The sequence below is a fragment of the Ferrimicrobium sp. genome (assembly GCA_022690815.1).
Classification (GTDB): domain Bacteria; phylum Actinomycetota; class Acidimicrobiia; order Acidimicrobiales; family Acidimicrobiaceae; genus Ferrimicrobium.
Genome location: JALCZJ010000004.1, coordinates 72,039 through 92,294 on the forward strand (window position 1 = coordinate 72,039; position 20,256 = coordinate 92,294).

The 20,256-nt window shown below is 56.2% G+C and carries 15 protein-coding genes; 10 read left to right on the forward strand and 5 right to left on the reverse strand.

The genetic code is table 11. From position 1 onward, the window contains the following. Positions 1–7: 7 nt before the first annotated feature. On the reverse strand, positions 8–862 hold the full coding sequence (locus MP439_02165) for an Rrf2 family transcriptional regulator (GenBank protein ID MCI2974865.1): 855 nt from the start codon (positions 860–862) through the stop codon (positions 8–10). Between the two features lie 148 nt (positions 863–1,010). Between MP439_02165 and MP439_02170 the strand changes: the two genes are divergently transcribed. Further along, positions 1,011–2,558, forward strand: coding sequence for a 4Fe-4S binding protein (locus MP439_02170; protein ID MCI2974866.1), 1,548 nt, complete (start codon positions 1,011–1,013; stop codon positions 2,556–2,558). A gap of 14 nt (positions 2,559–2,572) precedes the next feature. Next, positions 2,573–4,945, forward strand: coding sequence for an FAD-dependent oxidoreductase (locus MP439_02175; GenBank protein MCI2974867.1), 2,373 nt, complete (start codon positions 2,573–2,575; stop codon positions 4,943–4,945). A 790-nt stretch (positions 4,946–5,735) separates the two neighbouring features. Here MP439_02175 and MP439_02180 read toward each other — a convergent pair. Beyond that, positions 5,736–6,359, reverse strand: coding sequence for a class F sortase (locus MP439_02180; GenBank protein ID MCI2974868.1), 624 nt, complete (start codon positions 6,357–6,359; stop codon positions 5,736–5,738). Between the two features lie 97 nt (positions 6,360–6,456). On the opposite strand from MP439_02180, the gene MP439_02185 reads away from it, so the two are divergent. Further along, positions 6,457–7,368: a hypothetical protein gene (locus MP439_02185; protein MCI2974869.1), complete on the forward strand. Its 912-nt coding sequence runs from the start codon at positions 6,457–6,459 to the stop codon at positions 7,366–7,368. 1,558 nt (positions 7,369–8,926) lie between these two features. On the opposite strand, the gene lepA is transcribed toward MP439_02185, so the two are convergent. Further along, a complete protein-coding gene (lepA, locus tag MP439_02190; GenBank protein MCI2974870.1) occupies positions 8,927–10,714 on the reverse strand; it encodes a translation elongation factor 4 in 1,788 nt (595 codons plus the stop codon). A 97-nt stretch (positions 10,715–10,811) separates the two neighbouring features. Here lepA and rpsT point away from each other — a divergent pair, with 97 nt between their 5' ends. The 7 genes from rpsT to MP439_02225 all read left to right on the forward strand — a co-directional run bounded on the left by rpsT (position 10,812) and on the right by MP439_02225 (position 16,240). Continuing rightward, positions 10,812–11,057, forward strand: coding sequence for a 30S ribosomal protein S20 (gene rpsT / locus MP439_02195; protein MCI2974871.1), 246 nt, complete (start codon positions 10,812–10,814; stop codon positions 11,055–11,057). 832 nt (positions 11,058–11,889) lie between these two features. After that, entirely contained in the window at positions 11,890–12,966 is a 1,077-nt protein-coding gene (locus MP439_02200) for a heat-inducible transcriptional repressor HrcA (protein MCI2974872.1), read from the forward strand. Between the two features lie 8 nt (positions 12,967–12,974). Next, positions 12,975–14,099, forward strand: coding sequence for a molecular chaperone DnaJ (gene dnaJ / locus MP439_02205; GenBank protein MCI2974873.1), 1,125 nt, complete (start codon positions 12,975–12,977; stop codon positions 14,097–14,099). Between the two features lie 17 nt (positions 14,100–14,116). Continuing rightward, positions 14,117–14,815, forward strand: coding sequence for a 16S rRNA (uracil(1498)-N(3))-methyltransferase (locus tag MP439_02210; GenBank protein MCI2974874.1), 699 nt, complete (start codon positions 14,117–14,119; stop codon positions 14,813–14,815). A gap of 60 nt (positions 14,816–14,875) precedes the next feature. Then, entirely contained in the window at positions 14,876–15,466 is a 591-nt protein-coding gene (locus MP439_02215; GenBank protein MCI2974875.1) for a transcriptional regulator, read from the forward strand. 17 nt (positions 15,467–15,483) lie between these two features. Beyond that, positions 15,484–15,789 (forward strand): hypothetical protein, encoded by a 306-nt coding sequence (locus MP439_02220; GenBank protein ID MCI2974876.1) that lies wholly within the window; start codon positions 15,484–15,486, stop codon positions 15,787–15,789. 148 nt (positions 15,790–15,937) lie between these two features. After that, positions 15,938–16,240: a hypothetical protein gene (locus MP439_02225; protein MCI2974877.1), complete on the forward strand. Its 303-nt coding sequence runs from the start codon at positions 15,938–15,940 to the stop codon at positions 16,238–16,240. A gap of 293 nt (positions 16,241–16,533) precedes the next feature. Here the strand turns inward: MP439_02225 and MP439_02230 are convergent, their stop codons facing one another. Together MP439_02230 and acs are read right to left on the reverse strand one after the other, a co-directional pair. Further along, the gene (locus MP439_02230; GenBank protein MCI2974878.1) at positions 16,534–17,121 is read right to left on the reverse strand and encodes an acetate uptake transporter; all 588 of its coding nucleotides are present in this window, start codon (positions 17,119–17,121) and stop codon (positions 16,534–16,536) included. Positions 17,122–17,976: 855 nt separating this feature from the next. After that, the gene (acs, locus tag MP439_02235; GenBank protein ID MCI2974879.1) at positions 17,977–19,956 is read right to left on the reverse strand and encodes an acetate--CoA ligase; all 1,980 of its coding nucleotides are present in this window, start codon (positions 19,954–19,956) and stop codon (positions 17,977–17,979) included. Between the last annotated feature and the right edge of the window lie 300 nt (positions 19,957–20,256).

The window sequence follows — 20,256 nt, forward strand, 5'->3', positions numbered from 1 at the left end:
TGGTCTCTTAACCGCTGACCGGGCTGTCGCGAGCTTCAAGCATCCTCGCAACACGGTTGAGAATCAATCTCAGAAGCGGCTGTGGATCCGGCTTCATGTTCGTGCGTATCTTTGCGTGCCCCTTGAGTTCAACTCGACGAGCATCGATGGGGATTGGTTCGATATCGATCTCGATACGAAGGGTCTCCTCTGCACTGTTGACAACTTCTACGATTAACCGGCTGCCACGATCGAGGAGATAGGCCATGGAGAGACTGGCGCGTGAAAGCCAACTCACGCCTCGGAGGGTCTCTTGAAGCTCGATCAACAACTCACGATCCACTAGGCGACTGATGAGCTGACGTACAGTTGCCTCCGGTAGCTCGACGAAGCTCGAGTCGTCGGTCTCGATTCCTCGAAACGAGCGGTGTCCATCTATCGGTGGGTCCTCATGGCTCTGCTCAAGGCGTAGGTCTTCATTGAGGATTGTAGCCAGCGTGATCGTAGTGAGTTGGTCTCGCACCGCTGCGACGGTCGCCTGCCAGCTGGCATGAAGGGGGCAAACCGTGTCCCAGCGGCAGGGTCCATCGCCGAGAGCACAGTGTTCAGCTCGCAATGGTCCCTCACCGGCTTCGACTAGTTCGAGGAGTGTAATGGCGTTTGGATCTCGAGCGAGACGATAACCGCCATCGCGCCCGGGCTTTGAGGTGGCGATGTCGGTGCGAACCAGATCAGCCAGGATCTGGGAGGCAAAGCTTGCAGGGATCCCCATCTCGGCGACGATCTCTTTGACCTTCGTTGCCTGGGGTCGGTCAGCTCGTCGCGCGAGATACAACGCTGCTCGCACGCTATAGTCACCCCGACGCGACATTGATAAGTTCATAGATAAAGTTTACCTTTGGACTTGACAAGTAGAAATCGCTCAATTACACTAATCATTAATCCAGTACTAAACAATAGTGACGAACAAAGAGTAATCGAGTACTGAAGACGAGTGCGTAGGGCAAGAGTGTGTGCTTAGGAGGGACATTATGACAAAGGTCGAACCGACCAAGATCAAGTTGGTAACTGACGATACGATTCCCAAGCGGCTACACATTCCAGTAGTAGCTAGCGAAAGTCGCTTTCAAGGAACCGATCCGTCGAAGAAGGCGAACCTGGCGAGTCACCCGGTTATTGCGAGAATCCTGTCGAAACGGGTCACTCAGTTCCTCATGATCATCCCCAACCAGATCATCTTCTGGTTGGTAATTTTTCTTGGGTTCCTCGGGGTGGTCGATCCCGGTATCAACTTTGCTACCGCCATTACTTGGTATCTGTGGTTCTGTTTGGTGTTCGTGATGATGGCTGTCATTGGACGGGCGTGGTGCTCGATGTGTCCATTCGGTGGCTTTGCCGAATGGATCCAACGCCGTACCCTGTTTCGTCGACTCCAGAAGCCGCTTGGCCTTGGCCGCAAGCTTCCAGAGAGTTGGGCTCAGTGGGGCTTTACGCTTTCGGTTGGCACGTTTGTATTCTTGACGTTTCTAGAGGAGTACTTTAACATCGCCGGCCCAGGTACTCCTCGTGATACCTCGCTGATGGTGCTTGGCATTGTGGTTTCGGCGGTGACCTTCTACCTCGTCTTTGAACGCAGGACCTTCTGCCGGTACTTTTGTCCGCTATCCGCACTGATTGGTTCGGTTGGATCGATGGGATCGGTTGCGGGCTTTCGCACGAACGATCGAGCGGTCTGTCTCGCGTGCACGACCAAGGATTGCATGCGGGGTGGAAGTTCCGGATACGGGTGCCCATGGTATACGTGGCCAGGTTCTGCAGAGTCGAATGTAGCCTGTGGACTGTGCACGGAGTGCTACAAGGCCTGTCCTTCTAACAACGTTGGCTTCTACCTGCAGAGCCCGCTGACCTCGGTCATTGCCCCGAAGCGTCGTCGGGCCGACATTGCATGGGCTGTGGCGTTGCTTTGGGGTTTGGTGCTCTTTCAGCAGGTCAATGCCACCAACGTCTATACCAATCTCGATAACTACCTCAATCGTGTGACGGGCTGGAACCATTACCCCAATCCCATTGACTATCTGGTAATCATCGTTCTTGGGGCCGTTGTTACTGCCGCCATATTTAAGGGATACCAGATGTTGTTCCTCGATCCTGTTCGAGGGGAACACGTGGCAGGGAACTTCATGGAGAAGGTCAATCCGTTTCGCCAGATCTTCTTGCCGCTGTCCTATGCGCTCATTCCTATCGTCGGCATGGATTACTTCGCTCGCCAGCTGCCGAAGTTCTTCAAGCACGTTCCACGTCTTATCCCAGCGATCGTGCAGATATTTGGCGTGAACACCTCCAAGTGGTCACTGGTGAACTATCACCTCATCTCAAACCCGGCCATTGTCGATGTCCAGCTGGTCGTCATGGCGATTGGCATCATCGGGAGCGTCTATGCGGTGCTCAAGATCTTTCCGCGTGATATCGCGCCCTTCGTTCAGCGTGTGGTGGGAGCAAAGGTGGCCGCGGTCATGCTGATGGTAGCTCTTGGTGGAGTTGCTGGTTGGTTGTACATCATCATGCATGCGGCGTCATAAGGAGGGTGAACGAGATGTTAACAAATGATTTTCCAAAGGTGTCAGTGCTTAAGGATCGGTGTTCTGGCTGTCAGGAGTGTTTAGTTCGTTGCCCGGTTGGTGCGATCTCACTTGACGAGTTCACTTACACGGTTGTGGTCGATGAGATGGTCTGTGTCGCTTGTCATCAATGCGAGCGCACCTGCCCATTCTCTGCGATTACTGTCGAAGGTTTGCCAAGGGTAGATGATCGCGTGCCGGCGCATCTCTTTGAGTCATCGGACGTTCGGGGCGACCTCCACGAGGTTCGTGTCGGATTCCTGTCGGACGACGAGTTGATCGCTGAGGCAAGTCGTTGTTTGGACTGCCCGGATGCGACGTGTATCCGTGGTTGTCCTACCCATAACGATATCCCTGCGTTTATCGAACGTGCGCGTAATCTGGACTTCGCTGGGGCTAGAGAGATCATCTCCGCGACCTCTTCGATGCCTGAGATCTGCTCGCGAGTTTGTGATACAGGGACCCAGTGCGAGGGCGCATGCTCGCTGACGCTAGCTGGAGGTATGCCAGTCGCGATCCATGAGATAGAGCGTTATCTAGCTGATCGTAGCGAGCCACCGATTACGAAGCCGGGCTCAGTCGGTCTTTCTGTTGCCATCATCGGCGGTGGTCCTGCGGGCATCGCTGTCGCCGACGTGGTGGCTCGTGGGGGCGGACATGCTACGATCTTCGAGGCCAGTGCAGAGCTTGGCGGTCTGATGCGGTCGGGTATCCCAGAATTTACCTTGCCGAATGCGATCGTTGCTCGCCTAGGTTCGCGTCTCGAAGCGTTAGGGGTTGAGGTGGTCCCTGACACTCGGGTCTCGCTCGAGGCCATCGATAGTCTGTCCCATGCTTTTGATGCCGTGGTGGTTGCCCAAGGAGCGAATGCTCCGTTGCCAATCACGGCCGCAGGTAAGGAGGCCGTCAAGGTCACAGAGGCCAGTGAGTTCCTCGACCGGGCCTATCGGGTTATCACTGGTTCGGTAGGACCTACGACGACTACCGCACCGGAGTCTACGGTACTGGTCGTTGGCGCTGGCAACACCGCGATGGACGTCGCGAGGATGACACGAAGGTTAGGAGGCAGTGCGGTCTGCGTCGATTGGATGGATAAGCGGTTTTCTCTAGTGCGCCCGGACGAGCTTGGCGAGGCCGAACGTGAGGGCGTTGAGGTGCTATTTTCAGTCACCGTCGCCAGCTTGCGTCCGTTGGCCAACGGTCGGATTGCAGCGACACTTGTTTCGACGATCCAGGAAGATCGCCAGCAGCGACCCAAGGTGACGGACAAGGTATTTCGAGTCATGGAGGTGGATGAGGTCGTCGCCGCGCTCGGTTATCGGATTGAGTCGGAGCTCTTGGAGAGCTTTCCTACACTGCCCGTGCGTAAGGAAGTACCGGTGATCAAGGATCGACATTGGGTTGCGAGTGGGATCTTCAACGGCCTCCCGAGCGATGTGTCTAGGCACATGCCCGTGGGAGAGTTAGCGGTAGGGCGCGAGCGGGCTCGTTCACGTGCACAGCTCGCCCTTGGTGATCGCGTGTACGTGGTTGGAGATTCGCTGGTTGGTCCATCCACTGTGGTGGAGGCGATGGCGCAAGGACGAAAGCTCGGCACGAGTTTGCTCACGCGTTCTTCGCGCCTTGCGCCATCGTATGTAGGTCGGTTGCGACCACCACGGGTACTTGTGAGTATCGACTCTCCTGGAGGGACCACGCGTGCGTTGGCGTTGAGGCTGGCTGAACTGCTGAGCCCGGTGGCGCAGGAGATCGTAGCGGTGCCAGTAGACCAAGTGACCTCTGAATACGTTGGTGACTTCGATCTTTTGGTCCTTACCACTTGGGTTGATGGACTTCTTGTGGGAAGGCAACACGCTGGCCCTGCTACGTCCCGACTTGTCGATGAACTCACCACCGGCACTCAGACCCAGGTCGCCGTGCTCATGACCTATGGATTTGACCCGGGTCACGCAATGCTTCGGCTCATTGACTCGATCATGGCTAAGGGGCTTCAGGTGGTTGCATCCAAGACCATGAAAAGCACTGCCGATGGATTGTTCCAGTTTGCTCAGGAACTCTGCCAGATGGCTTGGCCTGACATCTCGGGTGACGGCATTGTCAAAGCCGTCTTAGAGGGTGGTGATCTTGCTGTCGACCAGGTCGCAGCCACAATCGGCATCAGGCCGGAACTAGCGACGTCTGTTACACGTAGTGTTAATGAGTTGCGGTCTTTCAGGGGTAGTAGCGATTTGTTGACACAACTCATGGCCAACGTTAATGCGTTGCAGGCGGCGATCGATATGGGCATGCGTGAACATCGAACGCCGCGGCGTTTGGGTCGTCGGTCACATGCAGGCGCCAGTGCCTGACGTGGAAAGCCTCATCCCCTCGGCACACAACCCTAGGGTAGCTTTGGTTGCCCTAGGGGAGGGGATCGCGCCAACTCAGGCACGACCTAGCGCGTGTGCTCCTCACTTGGCGGCAATGTGTCGAGTCAGGAAGGTTGTTGGTGACTGGGCTAACTGACAGCGGTGCGCTAGCGCGGCCAGAGCGCAACGAAGCGACCCTAGTGTTGTCGGTTGCGTTTGGTCTGGTCCGTCGACTCGGAGATGCCGAGGGTGTGCCAGTCGTTGCCACTGAAGCAGGTCTCCTCATCACGGTTGACGTCGAACTCGCGCATCTAAGTTGCGAGACTTCGACAGTTGTTGACTGGTTCGGACTGGGCAAGAGTCCGAGTCGTGTTCGGCCCATATTCGAAACTCGTGCAGTCCGGTGCTGCTCGCTCGCCAGTCAAACGGGTTTGAGCGACCTTAGATTCCCGTTGCCGCCCGGCCGGATCTGTGGGAGATTGCATACGGTTGGGTTGCCTAGGCGATAGATTGACCGCGATTCGGTGCGTTGGTACCATTTGGTTAGGGGCGTATATCATGCCCTTTCTGGCTCATTCACAGCAGTTGCAGTCCAGCTCTAGGAAGGCGTGAGCGATTGCGGTTCCATCGGATGCGCAATGTACGTGTCCCACGATTATCGCCCACCACGCACTGAGGCTTTATGACGACGGGTTCATCATTTGGCAAGTCTCAGAAGCCTACAAGGTGCCACTCCAAATGGAGATCGGTTAGCCTGATTCTGATACTCGCTTAGGGCAAATGCAAGACGCTAGTTTCCAATCAGAGTCGCCATTACAATCACGTTATCAGCGTAGCTTCCCCCGGAGGCAGTTTCGCTAAATGGACCTCCGCAGGTCACGAGTGCGAGTCTCGGCGGTCCATCTGCATTGAATAGCGATGGATGTGTCACCGTGTTTGACGAAAGTCTTGGAGCTGCGCTCACGACCCACCGCGTTGTCGTATGCTCGAAGGTTACTTGGATAGTGTCGCCAGCGACGAGCTGTCCAATTTGACCAAGTGCACCCTCCCCTTGGCCGACCCAATTGACGTGTCCAGCGAGTAGTGCTACTCCCGATGAGCCAGGTGTTGAGGTCTGCAGATCCCAACCTACGTGATGCACATCTGCTGGAATGGTCATGAGACCTCGAGCAACTGGTTCAGCATAGATGGGCGCCTGGACGTCGAGCGCAGGAATTGTAATGATGCCCTCAAGTTGTCCTGGGGAGGCAGCGAGTGGTTTTGACGGGGTAGCGGGTTGAGAAGTCGGCACAGGCTTGATGTGCTGCGCCTGCGCAACGGCACGCCGATGATCGACTCGAGCTTGTGCAGCAATCACCCGGGCGGGCGACACGAGATAGCCGATAGAGGCCATCGAGACGCCCGCCACGATCATAACGCCGAAAACTACCAATGCAACACGGGCTGTTTTTGTTGAGCGCCGGGGCATTCGTTGCACTATAGATCAGTCATTCTACGTCTATCGCTTGGTAGTGTCCGTTCGGGCCAAGAACCTTTTGGTTCCCAGTGCTATCACCCCGGCTACCCCGACGCTGGCGATGCCGATCCCGATTGGTAACAAGGGAGAGCTTCCAGGTGCCTGGCTTGGTCCAGTGACAAGACGTGCGGGTGTTGGTGAACTCGACGTGCTCGACGGTGGCGTGCTCGACGACGATGGCGGGGTAGTTGTGGTTGGGGCACTCACGGTTGAACTCGCGATCGTCTCAGCCTGGGCTACGGTGCACGCACTGGTGATAGTATTCTCCACGGTGAATTTGGTGCCCGACGTCGGTACCGTAAATGCTAAGGTCCCAGTTGATGTCGCCTTTGCAGTGACGCTCGTCGGCGATCCAGTAAGCGTGATGGACACGGGTGCCGGTGTCGATGGAATCGTCAAGTTTCCGGCGAAGGTTTCGTCGATCGTCGTCGGAGATCCGTTGGTGACGGTGATTGGTATGACGAACGAGAGCGGTAGCGTCTTGAGTTTAAACTGCACACCTAGCTCTACCAGGTTCTTCGGAACCGTGACGGCGAGTTCAAGGTTGTTCAGTGACACGGAAGAGCCAGTTGTGACAGCAGTCGGTGTGCTCGCCCCATCCAGCGTTACCGTAAAGGGAACGGTGCCTGCGACCGGGATTTTCGGACATGAGAGCGTGAAGCTTGGTGTGCTTGCATATGCCTGCCCACCGTCTGCTACCAGTAGTCCTGTAGCGGTGAGGCTCGCTGCAAGCGCGGCGGCTCCTGTCAGGGTAATCAACGATCTCGTTCGTTTCATTTGCCTTCTACCTTTCCATGAGACCCATAATTGCTATATGCAAATATTATACATGTTCCCAGCATTCCCCCATAGAGTCAAAGGTCCTCAATGTCGATGGTGGATGAGACGATTGGGGCGGTATTGGTGAAACTGGTGTGTCGATCACGAACGAAACCGTTGTGAACACCTAGTCTTAGCATTGATGACATGCCGTGATGTTACGCTCCAGTGAGTCTTGATGACTGACGTTGGTCGCCATTCATCGAACGTCGTGTGACAGAAGAAACTGGTGGGGCTGCCCATCCTGGCGTTCCTTCGCAGAAGTCACCTCAATCAGGAATTGTCAACCCCCACGTTTGACTTTCTTCACCGGGACTATCCGTCTATCGCTGGCAATAGCCCTTCTGGGCAGGATATCCTGGTCGCCTCCAAGGAACCAGATGGTGGATGTGACGGTAACACTCAAGTGGGAACCACGGCCTATGAGGACACCGATAGCCACGCTAGCAAGAAGATCGCGTCCCATGCTGGCACCGGACAGGCTAACGAGGGCCCATATTCAATAGTCTTGGTACCGATAGTCTTGGTACCGGATGACACAATCTGGGTGATACCAGAACGAAGCCGCCAGCCACCATGGCTACGCATTCATGCAAATGGGTCAGACAGCTTGATTCCCGATCTACCCGAGCGATAGTAAATGCCGTAGGCGCATTCATTTCTTCTCTCTTCATCAATACCCGCGGATCTTGAGACATCGATGCCAAGGCAGGCCGATGTACCATCACCTGACGCTCCCGTGATCGCTACAAGCTAGGCGTCCTCAGACCAAGGTAGGAGCTGGCACAAGGTCGCTCTCAGATAGCCCATAGGGCAAGCCTTGGACCGCCGACGAGGTGGGTCGTGATGGCAGCTGCACCATCATGGACGGTGTCAGGGCTGGCGGCGAATGTTCGGGTCTTGCGGTGATGAGCTTGCCGCCGGTTGGATCGTGCCTATAGCTGTGCAATAATGTGTGACATCGTATCGCTACAATGGTGCTTCAGGTTACGGGTGAGCAATCTCTTTGCGCGAGAAATGGCAGCACCGAGTTGGTCACCGGGGCAGTGTTGCACGGTGGGTTGGTTTGAGGGTCAGATTAGCTCTCTGCCAGGGGTGCACTGGCGTGAACGCGCCGCCGGGCGGACGCTGTGCTGGTACAGGTAACCGAGTGCGCACCGAATGAGATAAGGAATGATCTCAGTACCTGACCTACGATGACGGTTTCTCCGTTGGTCTAAAAGGGTGAGGTAAAGATGGTACCAAAGTTTTGGAGTCCTCACTTGTCGTCGGAACAAGATTGTGAAGGGATCGGATTTGGCGGATCTATTGCGTAGAGGCAGCGTCGTTTCGCGAGAACGAAGTAGATGAACACCGCTGCGACAGGGATCGAGAGCCAAAGATCTCCGAGGTTAGCGACTAAGGCGAGGGTAACGAGTACGATCAAGGTCGTCATGACTCGGAGCGCCCATCGGGACCTCGCGGAAGAGCCCCCTGTTGTGCAGGCCTGAGACCTCGGCCACCGACTGATAAAGTGCATACCGCCACCTACTCTAGTGTCGTCCACTGGTAGTACCTCTTGGTTTGTAGTTGTTGGGTTGAGGATGGGACTACCAGGCGTGATGCGCGCCAGCGCTGGTGCGTTGGAGTACCGGTTGGTTTCGAGTTCAGCTTCCAATACTAAGCGCAGAGACGAACGCTTCTTGGGGAATCTCTACTCGGCCAACTGACTTCATGCGCCGCTTCCCCTCCTTTTGCTTCTCGAGCAGCTTGCGTTTACGGGTAATATCGCCACCATAACATTTGGCGATGACATCCTTGCGGTAAGCTTTGACGGTCTCACGGGCGATGACCTTGGTGCCGATTGCCGCCTGGATCGGAACGTCGAATGATTGTCTCGGGATCAACTCTCGAAGCTTGGCTACCAAGCGCCGGCCGTAGTCATAGGCTTTATCCCGATGGATGATCGTTGAGAAGGCGTCGACAGGCTCTCCAGCGATCAAGATGTCGAGCTTGGTCAAACTTGCTACTTGGTAGCCATCTGGTTCGTAGTCCAATGAGGCGTAGCCCTTGGTGCGGCTCTTGAGGCTGTCGAAGAAGTCAATCACGATCTCGGCGAGTGGGAGGCGGTAGTTGATCTCTACTCGCTCAGGCGAAAGGTAGTCCATTTTGACAAGCTCTCCGCGTTTGGATTGGGCTAGCTCCATGATGGTGCCGATGTAGCTGGCTGGAGTGATGATGTTGACTTTGAGCATTGGCTCGGCAATCTCGGTGATGAGGTTGGCGGCCGGCATGGCGGAGGGGTTCGCGACTTCGATAAGCTCCCCTTTGGTGTCGGTGACGCGATAACCGACACTGGGCGTCGTCGCAATCAGGGATAAGCCAAATTCGCGCTCGAGACGTTCGCGCACGATCTCCATGTGCAAGAGGCCGAGGAAACCACAACGAAACCCAAAACCCAACGCCGCTGATGTCTCTGGCTCGAAGGTGAAGCTGGCATCGTTGAGCATGAGCTTATCAAGTGAGTCGCGCAGCTCTTCGAACTCGTCTCCGTCGATTGGGTACAGGCCACAAAACACCATTGGTTTTGGATGTTCGTAACCAGGGAGTGGTAGGGCGGCAGGTCGCTGTGTAGTGGTGACGGTCTCTCCTGATCGGGCCTCACCGACATCTTTGATGCCCGCAATGAGATAGCCGACCTCTCCAGGGCCAAGCTCGGCGACTGGTGTCATGACCGGACGTCGTGCGCCAACCTCTTCCACCTCATGGGAGCGTTGCGCCTGCATAAAGGTGACGCGATCGTTGGCGTGAATAACCCCATTGACCACGCGAAGTGAACTCACGACTCCACGGTACTGGTCATAGAGTGAGTCAAAGATCAGTGCTTGCAGTGGCGCATCGCGATCACCGTGCGGTGCGGGAACGCGTTCCACGACGGCATTGAGGAGGGCACCAACACCCTCGCCCGTCTTGGCGGAGATTCTTAAGATACTGTCACGAGCGATGCCAAGGACGTTCTCGATTTCGCTCGCGTACAGGTCTGGTTCCGCGGCTGGCAAGTCGATCTTGTTCAGCGCAGCGACGATCTCAAGGTCGTGTTCGAGTGCGAGATAGCAGTTCGCGAGCGTCTGGGCCTCGATGCCTTGCGAAGCGTCGACGAGCAAGACGACGCCTTCGCAGGCCGCCAATGAACGACTGACCTCATAGCCGAAGTCGACATGCCCTGGAGTGTCGATGAGGTTGATTCTGTGACCCTGCCACTCAACGCTAGCGTTCTGCGCCTTAATCGTGATGCCACGCTCGCGCTCGATGTCCATTGAATCGAGGTACTGTTCCCGCATCTGACGGGGATCAACGGCCTTGGTGAGTTCAAGGATTCGGTCAGAGAGCGTTGACTTCCCGTGATCGATGTGGGCGATGATTGAGATATTACGAATGTGAGATTGGTCCAGCATGCGCAGGTAAGCTTAGGGTCATGGCGTGGCGAGTCAACACGTAGGCTATGCTTGTAGATCGGATTTTACGCGGTAAACGCAACTGGGAGAGTCGACCTTGGCAAACATTAAGAGTCAGATCAAGCGTATTGGTCAGAATGAGCGCCGACGTGAGCGGAACAAGGCAGTGCGGTCTGAGCTCAAAACGCGGGTCAAGAACGCGGTGACCAGCCAGGATGAGGCAGCGATTCGATTGGCCTTGAAGCGTATTGATAAGGCTGCTTCCCGGGGCGTGATACACAAAAATCAGGCTGCGCGTCGTAAGTCCAGGTTGATGAACCAGCTCGCTCGCGTCAAGGATTAACCCTTAGACTGACCGTCACGGATCTTCGCGGTAGCGGATTCTCAACTCCTGTTCAGGAACGACGGACTCCACGCGGCACGAGGGGTATGCCCTGGTGGTTGCGGTATCGCGTGATTCTTGGGGTGCAATCGCGGGGGCATTTGAACCAACGCCACTTCGCCCACACCATCTTGCCAATACCACGCGAGTTGTGAGGCATTTTGAGATGTTGTTGGAGACGTGCGGGTTCGTTGTCAAGGTCGATTGGTTCACCTCCAACTTGTTGTCGACCATGGTGGTGGACATCGATGTGTGACGTTGGGTCATCGAGCGATGCGATTTTGGCCCGCCATGCCGCGAGAGTGGGCAAGCGACCGGGGCTGGTTGTGACAGATAGTCATTGATATGCTTGGCTACGTCCCACGTGGACGAGACGATTCAACGCGGTGGACCAGGCTGTTATTGGAGTGTCTCGAGTTCGATCGGACAACAGGAACAGGCAAAACGATCGAGATGTATGGCTCGGCTAGGGTCGTTGCTTCCGTATTGTCCAGCCTGATCGAAGGCGTTTAGCGACTGGACAGGTTGGCTTTGCGACAGGTACCGTCATCAGCGGATGAGTCTGAGTTTTGGCCCACACTGATCTGGTTCAGGTGCCATGTGGGGCCGGCGCAACAGATCGCTGGCGCACGCGGGCAATTGCGGATTCGGACGTCGACGGCCCTTGACTCACTCGGCCCGTGCTTGGTCATGACGAAGAAAACCAGGCCCGGGCTCACGAAAGCTAGACTATAGATCACGGTCACAGGTGCGATAACGTATCAGGAGTTGTATTGAGGTTAGGTGTTCGTTAATGGTTGATCAGTCGCTTGGTGCTCGCAAGGAGGCGATTCTTCTTGCAGTTATCGTTGAGTACATCCGCACAGCCGCCCCAGTTGGGTCCCAACATGTCTTGGAGTCGGCCGATCTCACCCTCTCGCCAGCCACCGTTCGTACTCAGATGGCGAATCTTGAGAAGGAAGGTTATCTATCCCAGCCCCATGTCTCGGCGGGGCGGATCCCGTCGATTCGTGGTTACCGTTACTTCGTGGATCGTCTTTTGCGTTTCGATCCTGTTGAGCTTGCCAAGATCGAGCGCGACGTCACTGATTTTCTTCAAACCGCGAAGGGGGCCCTTGAGGATGTTCTCGAGCGTTCGCTCACCTTCCTCTCTCAACAGACTAACTACACCGCAGTGATGACCACCTGGACGACGTCTGTGGAGCATCACAAGATGTTGCAGATGGTTTCGCTAGGCCCAGATGCGCTACTGGTGATCATCGTGGGTTCAAAGGGTACCGTCGTACGCACTACGATCCACCCCAGTGCAGAGGTTGACGATGCGCTCGCTGGTGACTTAGCAGCTTGGTTTACGGCGGCGCTGGCTGGCAAGGACATGGCCAGGCCAATCGACGTGGAAGCCCTGACAAGTGCTGTCGTTGATGCCGCTCTTGGTGTCGATGGTGATGATGGGACAAATATGCCGTTGGCAAACCAGTTACCGTTTCAGGCGCTTGTTCGTGAGGTCGCGACCGCGGTCGCGGAGTTGCGGACACGGGCCGATGTTGGGCTGCGCGTGCGTGAGCTGTCCAAGACGGCCGCAGCACTTGCGCAGTTAGATCAGGTGGCCAGGTTGCTTGAGACACTCGAACACGATGGGCATGTGGTCGATCTGATCCGGTCGTTGATTGAGACGGGGAGCATGGTCAGTATCGGTGATGAAGGCGGACTCGAAGCTCTCAATGAGTGCTCGCTGGTGGTGGCTCCTTGCGAAATCGATGGTGAGTTGGTTGGGTCTATCGGTCTAATTGGTCCCACGAGGATGGATTACTCTCGCGCCCTAGCAGCGGTTGAGGCATTGAGTGCGCAGGTTGCGCACGCCGTGCGATAAGGAGGAACGTGGTCGACTATTACGAGGTCCTAGGGGTTACACGCAGTGCCACGGCCGATGATATTAAGCGGTCGTACCGCAAGCTTGCCCGCCAGCTGCACCCTGACGTCAACGGCGGCGACAAGGACGCTGAAAATCGCTTCAAACTCGTTACCGAGGCCTATGACACCCTGAGTGATCCCGAAAAGCGGCGCCAGTACGATCTCTATGGATCCTCTCAGGGCCCCGGTGGTGATCCGTTTGGCGGTGCTGGCAGTCCGTTCCAACCAAACTTCTCGGACATCTTTCAGACGGTCTTCGGGCAGGGTTTTGGGGGACAAGAGGCGCCAGGGCCAAGACGTGGCGAGGATATAGAGACGACGGTCAACCTCACCTTTGAGGAGGCGGTCTTTGGTTGCCAGAAAGAGATTTCGCTGCGAATGCCCACAACCTGTCCAACCTGCGGTGGGTCGGGAGCTCGGGCTGGAACGTCTCCGTCAGTATGCTCCCAATGTCAGGGGAGTGGGTCTGTCAAGCGTGTAACCCAGTCATTCCTTGGGCGAATGGTAACCACAATGACCTGCGATGTCTGTCGCGGCGAGGGCAGGATCATCACCGATCACTGCCCCGATTGTCGTGGTGAAGGGCGTAAGACACTCGAACGACACTTTACGATCGAAGTGCCCCCAGGAGCGGACAACGGCCTGGTGCTGCGGCTGACGGGTAAAGGAGCTGCGGCGCCCCACGGTGGACAGCCTGGGAGTCTGTATGTCCACGTCAATGTGGCTGAATCGGACCGGTTTGAGCGGCAGGGCAATGACCTGTGGATGGAGCTGCCCGTCTCCTATGTGCAGGCGGCGCTCGGGGCACACATCGATTTCGAGAGTCTCGATGGCACAGAGGCGATTGAAGTTGCCCCCGGTACGCAACCGGGTGCAACGATTCGCCTCAAAGGCAAAGGCGTGCCGGTGCTTTCGGGACGAGGGCGTGGCCGTGGGGATTTGGTGGTCTCAATTGATGTTCAAATGCCCAAGGAGCTTGGCGAAGAAGAAGAGGGTCTGTTACGTCAGCTTGCGCAGCTCAGGGGAGACCAGGTCCTCGATCATCATGACCACACGATCTTCTCGAAGATCAAGTCGGCCTTTAAGCCCTAGCGAGCATCCTGGTTGGCGTGCAGCGTTATTACCCCCTTGCCATCGTCGATGATTTAACTACGCTGGAGCTCTCCCGGGAGCTGAGTCACCATCTTGGGACGGTGCGTCGGCTGCGTGTCGGAGCTACGCTTTTTGCCACCGATGGCCAAGGTCATGTTCGTTCGGTTCAGGTGACGGCGGTTCGGCCAACGATAGTGTTGGAGTCCGTCTCGCCAATCGAGGTGATCGACCAGCCGAAACCGCAGATCGGTATCGCTATGTTTGTTCCCTCCAATGAGCGCCTGGCGTGGGCGATCCAAAAGCTCACTGAGATTGGCGTTGATCGAATCGATCTGTTGAGCAGCGATGGTGACCGACGCGGAGGGTCGACAATTTCCACTGCCGGCATGGGACGGCTGAGCCGAATCGCGCTCGAGGCTGCACAACAGTCCGAGAGGCTCTGGCTGCCAGCTGTCAACCCACCGGTTGATGTCGGCGACTACTTTCGCGTCGAGCGACCGGGGCTGGCGATCCTTGATCCAGAGGGAGGACAATTACCTGGTGATGTCACTACGTTGGTGGTCGGGCCAGAGTCAGGTAGGTTCACCGCACCGTCTTCGATACCTAGAGTGAGTCTAGGTCTACCAATCCTGCGGATTGAGACGGCCGCTGTTGCTGGTGCAGTTATTTTGGCGGCATTACGCGCATCGTTGATCTGCATTTGTGATAAATTCTGATATACTCGATTTTGCAGAGTGAGGTCGCATTTCCTCTGCAGGATGGAGCAGGGAGTGGCAATGGATCAAGCGGAGCGCGAGTACGCGCGCGAAGTAGGGAAGCGGTTGCGGTCGGTGCGCAAACAGCAGAGATATTCTTTGCAGGCTATTGAGGCTATCTCGGAAAAAGAATTCAAAGCCTCGGTCCTTGGGGCCTACGAGCGCGGAGAGCGATCGATATCGGTACCTCGTCTGCAGCGTTTAGCGGAGTTCTACCACGTTGGCGTCGATCAGCTGTTGCCACCGGAGCTCGCAGGGCGTGATTTTTTCGCTCTAAGTAATCGTGATCGGGTAGCTTCGATTGCCGATGATCAGAGTCGCATCGACCTGGCTGGACTCGAGCGGCAGATCAGCGCGGGTGTTGCGCGTTCTCGCGTTACCGGTTCAGTCAAGTGCACGATTGATCTTGCTCGACTCTCCTCCATGATTGGGCCCGAGCGAGATCTCATCGGCCGTTACCTTTCCATGATCCAGGTTTCCCGCCAGGATTTCAATGGACGTGTCATGACCGTGCGATCGGATGATCTCAAGATCATTGGTGCAGTCCTGGGACTCTCGTTTGAGGATATGATCGCCTTCCTGGATGACCTTGGCCTGAGGGTGCCGAGCTAGTCGTTGGTGATCGGACGGTGGCGTCTGGACCACGGATCAGCAAGCGGGTGGCGATGGAGTTGGGTGAACTTCTCGATGAGCTTGACTGTCCCGATCGCAGTCGTCCAGAGCTGCTACACCAGTTAATTTACTGTCTTGTCGGTGACGAAGCAACTGGGAATGATCGCGTTGACGTTGTCGGTCTGGGCCAGGATTGGGGGATTGGCGCTCGTGAGTGTGAAGCCGCCTACGAGCGGCTCTCGGCCTGCCGTGTGGAGGAGTTTGCGGCGGTGCTCACAACGCTGATCGAGCTGCGCAGCCCCTTAACCATCTTTGAGCACTAATAGACGAGCCTGACTAGGCTGGTATTCGGTTGGAGCTGTGCGTCCGCTTGGTCGCCGGTTCTCTGATTGAGTGGCGAGAGTGCTCTCCTACAAGGTTCGTCAATGTCGGTCAGTGTTGGACTTGCCAACAGCAAGGGTTGCTATTTGAGTGGATGGTCACCAACAGCGAGAGGTTATCAGTGCCCTTGAGCGGGCATTGAGAGCGGGTGGGGCCTGCGATCCGGCAGGTTTACGGACCGGAGCGAGTGTTGTTCGTCGGCTTAATCAGTTGCCGGTCTATGACGGTGTACCGGACCTTCTCGAACAGATCGCCGTCAGTATCGAAGCGTACGATGCCCCAGCCGCTTTGTGTGCAGCCCAACAACTGCGCGCTGTTCTTGGCGATAGCCCGATTGCGCCATTAGTAGACAAAATTGTGGCCACGTTGGGCCTGCCCGATGGTCGTGCGTGAATGTCGCTGGAGGCAAACGCTGTCCCGAGCGTCCCGGTTCGCGACCCACTGGACTGCTTGCTCGTGTGCTGTCTGGTTGGGATGTGATCGAGGAGTTCTTGCGATAGGTGGCAGACACGCTTGGTAGGTTAGGTGTACCGTGCGTGAGTGAAGTTCGCGTGGTGCCCATGTTGATTCCCATCGATGCTCAGGTAGCACGCGATCTGGGCTTGGCGCTCGTTGGTATGGGTCCAGACAGCTGGCTGGAGTGAATACACGCCAGCCAGCTGTTGTAGTTTAATGGAGCAGGTGTGTTATTCGCTCTTTGGAGTGAGCGGTCCAACTGGTAGGAGGACTTTACCCCAAGTAGAGGTAATCGTCCCCGAGGCTGCATGGTAGAAGCCGAGGATTGCGAAAATGATGGTTGTATAGCCACCCGCCTCGGTCAGACTCGTGGAGTTAAGACCCTGGCCCAGTGCTAGCAAGACAAAGGTGATCGCCAAGAGAGCCAGGATTATCGCCAGTACTACGTCGGTACGTAACGACGCGATGAACAGGTAGAGCGAGATGATAGCAAACATCCAGAGGAACAGCGCGAATGCAGTTCCAGTGCTAGCTGGGGCGACCGTCTTGGCGTAGAACTGGAGGTATAGTCCGACGATGATCCAGAACGGTCCATACGACCCAAATGCAACAGCGCCGAATGTGCTGCCTCTCGCGACCTCGATAATGGCGGCGATAATCTGAACGAGGCCTCCGAAAATGAAGGCGGTTGGGATGATAATTCCGACGGCCGTCGCGTTGATGAGATGGGCATTAATAATACCCAACATCAACGAGGTGGCGGAGAAGGCGGTAACGGCCCAGTGGCCGGGATCCGCAAAGGTTTCCTTAGCTGACATCTACTGTCCTTTCATCGATTGTTGTCTGGGTTGGGCATCACTGCCGTCACCCACTTCGTGGTTACGGATGTCGTCCGTGCTGATACGGTTAATATTGATATTGTCCATAGGGCCAGAGCCTAGATCGCGAACTATCATGCTTGTCGCCTTGATGAAACGCGACCTGTAACGTTGCCCACCCGCGTAGTCAATGCTCCTTTCTAAAGCCCGTTGGTAGACTGAGGTTGTTGGTAGTGTGCATGTGGCTCTTTGGCTCGTGATCTGTCGCGATGTCGCTGTTGGGTCTTAGATCGATTACCGGCCCAACATCCAATGCCAATGAGAAGTTGTGGTGCAACGGTTGTTGATTGTACAATCCAGCTTCACTTCACAACCGGCTTACTTCACAACTGGCTTACTTCACAACTGGCTTACTTCACAACCGGCTAATCTCACTCTTAGACATGCCAAGACCCTTACGAGTGTGATGAGTCACCTGCATCACTACTTTTGCTTTTCTCTTCGTTGACCCTGTTTGTGTACGAGAGTCTTCATGGTCAACTCAATAGGCGCCCCCATAAGACAGCGGGCCAAACCCGATAGCAAGTGGCGCTACCAGGTTGCGCTCGTTCCCTGTGCGGTGATGCCCGTTGCGATGCACAGCATGCGTGCGTTGACGCTACTTCCACAGCCCCCCCAAATAACTCTTCTATCGAGCGCACCGGATATCCATCGTTTACAATGAACCCACTAACGCCTAACGTCTCCCCCTCGTGCAGGCTGGTTGCCTGCTGTGTCCCGTTTAAACCCGACGACCGTCAAGGCAGTTGACTAGGGACCTGTTACCGATATTGGCGGCCCGTCCTCGATTCTTGCCTACTCTTGGTTGGCAGCCTGCATCGACTGAGAACGGTTCGCGATTTCCTGGACCACATCAGCGTTGGCCAAGGTGGTCACGTCACCGAGTTTTCGTTGCTCCGAAATATCACGCAGGAGTCGGCGCATGATCTTGCCGGACCGCGTCTTCGGTAGTTCATCAGTGAACACGATCGATGCCGGGCGAGCGATCTTTCCAATCTTGTCAGCCACATGATCGCGAAGTTCAAGGAGTAACGTATCGTTACCCTCAACGCCAGAACGCAGGGTGACAAACGCGGCAATTGCTTGGCCAGTGATTGCGTCGTTGCGCCCGATCACAGCGGCCTCGGCGACCGCTGGGTGATCGACGAGCGCCGATTCCACTTCAAGCGTTGAGATTCGATGACCCGAGACGTTCATGACGTCATCAACGCGCCCAAGGAGCCAGTAGTAGCCATCCTCATCGCGCTTGGCGCCATCACCAGCGAAGTAACGCCATATGCCCTTGGCTGAGTCTGAGAACCGTGACCAGTAGGTGTCCACGAACCGGTCGGGATCCCCATAGATGTTTCTCGCCATTGCCGGCCATGGATGGGTCAGTACAAGGTAGCCACCGCCTCCAAACGGGACCGAGTCGCCATCTTCGTTGACGATGTCGGCTCCAATACCCGGGAGTGGAAGCGTCGCAGAGCCAGGCTTGGCGACGGTGACGGCGGGCAGAGGGGCAATCATCATGTTGCCGGTCTCGGTCTGCCACCAGGTGTCCACTATAGGGCAGCGATCGTGCCCGATCACTTTGCGATACCACATCCATGCCTCGGGGTTGATCGGTTCGCCGACGGTTCCGATGATGCGGAGCGAGGACATGTCGTGACGATCGGGGAACTCCGTACCCCACTTCATGAAGGTGCGAATCGATGTCGGAGCGGTGTAGAGCTGAGTCACCTTGTATTTTTCGATGATCGACCAGTAGCGGTCTTTATCCGGGTAATCGGGCACCCCTTCATAAATGACGCTGGTTGCCCCATTGGCTAGCGGGCCGTAGACGATGTAGCTGTGTCCGGTCACCCAGCCAATGTCGGCGGTGCACCAGTAGACATCGTTGGGGCGGAGGTCAAATACCTCAGCATGGGTAGTGGCGACGCCAACGAGATAGCCGCCGGTAGTGTGCAGAATTCCCTTGGGTCGTCCGGTGGTTCCTGAGGTGTAGAGGATGTACAGTGGGTCTTCACTGGAGGTCTCCGTTGCTTCGCGAACGCTCGGTTGGTCAGCTGTGAGTGCCGCGTAGGTGATGTCGCGCCCCGGTTGCATTGCCACGTTGTTGCCGGTACGTTCGACTACGACAACGTGTTCAACCGAAGATGCATTTTCTACGGCACGGTCAACGAAGGCCTTCAGTTCGACGAGCTGTCCTTTACGTCGAGACTGGTCGCAGGTGATGACGACTTTGGCTTGGGCGTCGTTGATCCTGTCAGCCAAGGCATCCGGCGAGAATCCACCAAAGACCACCGAGTGCACCGCCCCAAGGCGGGCACAGGCCAGAAGTGCAATCGGAAACTCTGGAACCATTCCCATGTAGATAGCGACCCGATCACCTTTGGTCACGCCAAGGGATGCGAGGCCGTTGGCAAGCTTGCAAACTTCGGCCAACAGGTCGGCATAGGTGAGCGTCCGTGTGTCACCCTCCTCGCCTTCAAAGTAATATGCCACCTTGTCGGGTGTCGCGGCAACGTGACGATCTAAGCAACTTTCGGTGACGTTGAGCGTCGCCCCGTCAAACCATTTTGCAAAAGGTGGATTCGACCAGTCAAGCACTCGATCCCAGCGCTTTCGCCACAAGACACGATCTGCCTGTGTGGCCCAGTAGCGTTCGTAGTCCTCACCTTCACGGTAGATTTCCTCAGAGTTGATGGCTGCACTTTCCTTTAAGTGTGCTGGTGGCTCGAACGTCCTGCCTTCCGAAAACAATGCCTCTATGGTTGCGCCATCGTCGGTCATCTCTCCCCCTTGTAGTATCGAGCAGACCCATCCCCGTATGGTTCTGAGGAGTTGCCCCTTTGTCAATCAAATCGTAGCCGGGTGGTCGCAAGTTGTCAATTACACCCTTCACTGGACATGGACGGCGGCTGCAGCCGTGGGTGGACAAGCAGCGACAACTCGAGCTAGCAGCCAAAAGATCGATAATTGCAGTCGCAAATAGCTTTGCCAGATGTTGGAATTGACATAATGAATGGAGGGAATGCCATCACCGAGACATTCGGCTGGTCGGTTGCTCCAAGGCAACGAGTCACCAGGGAG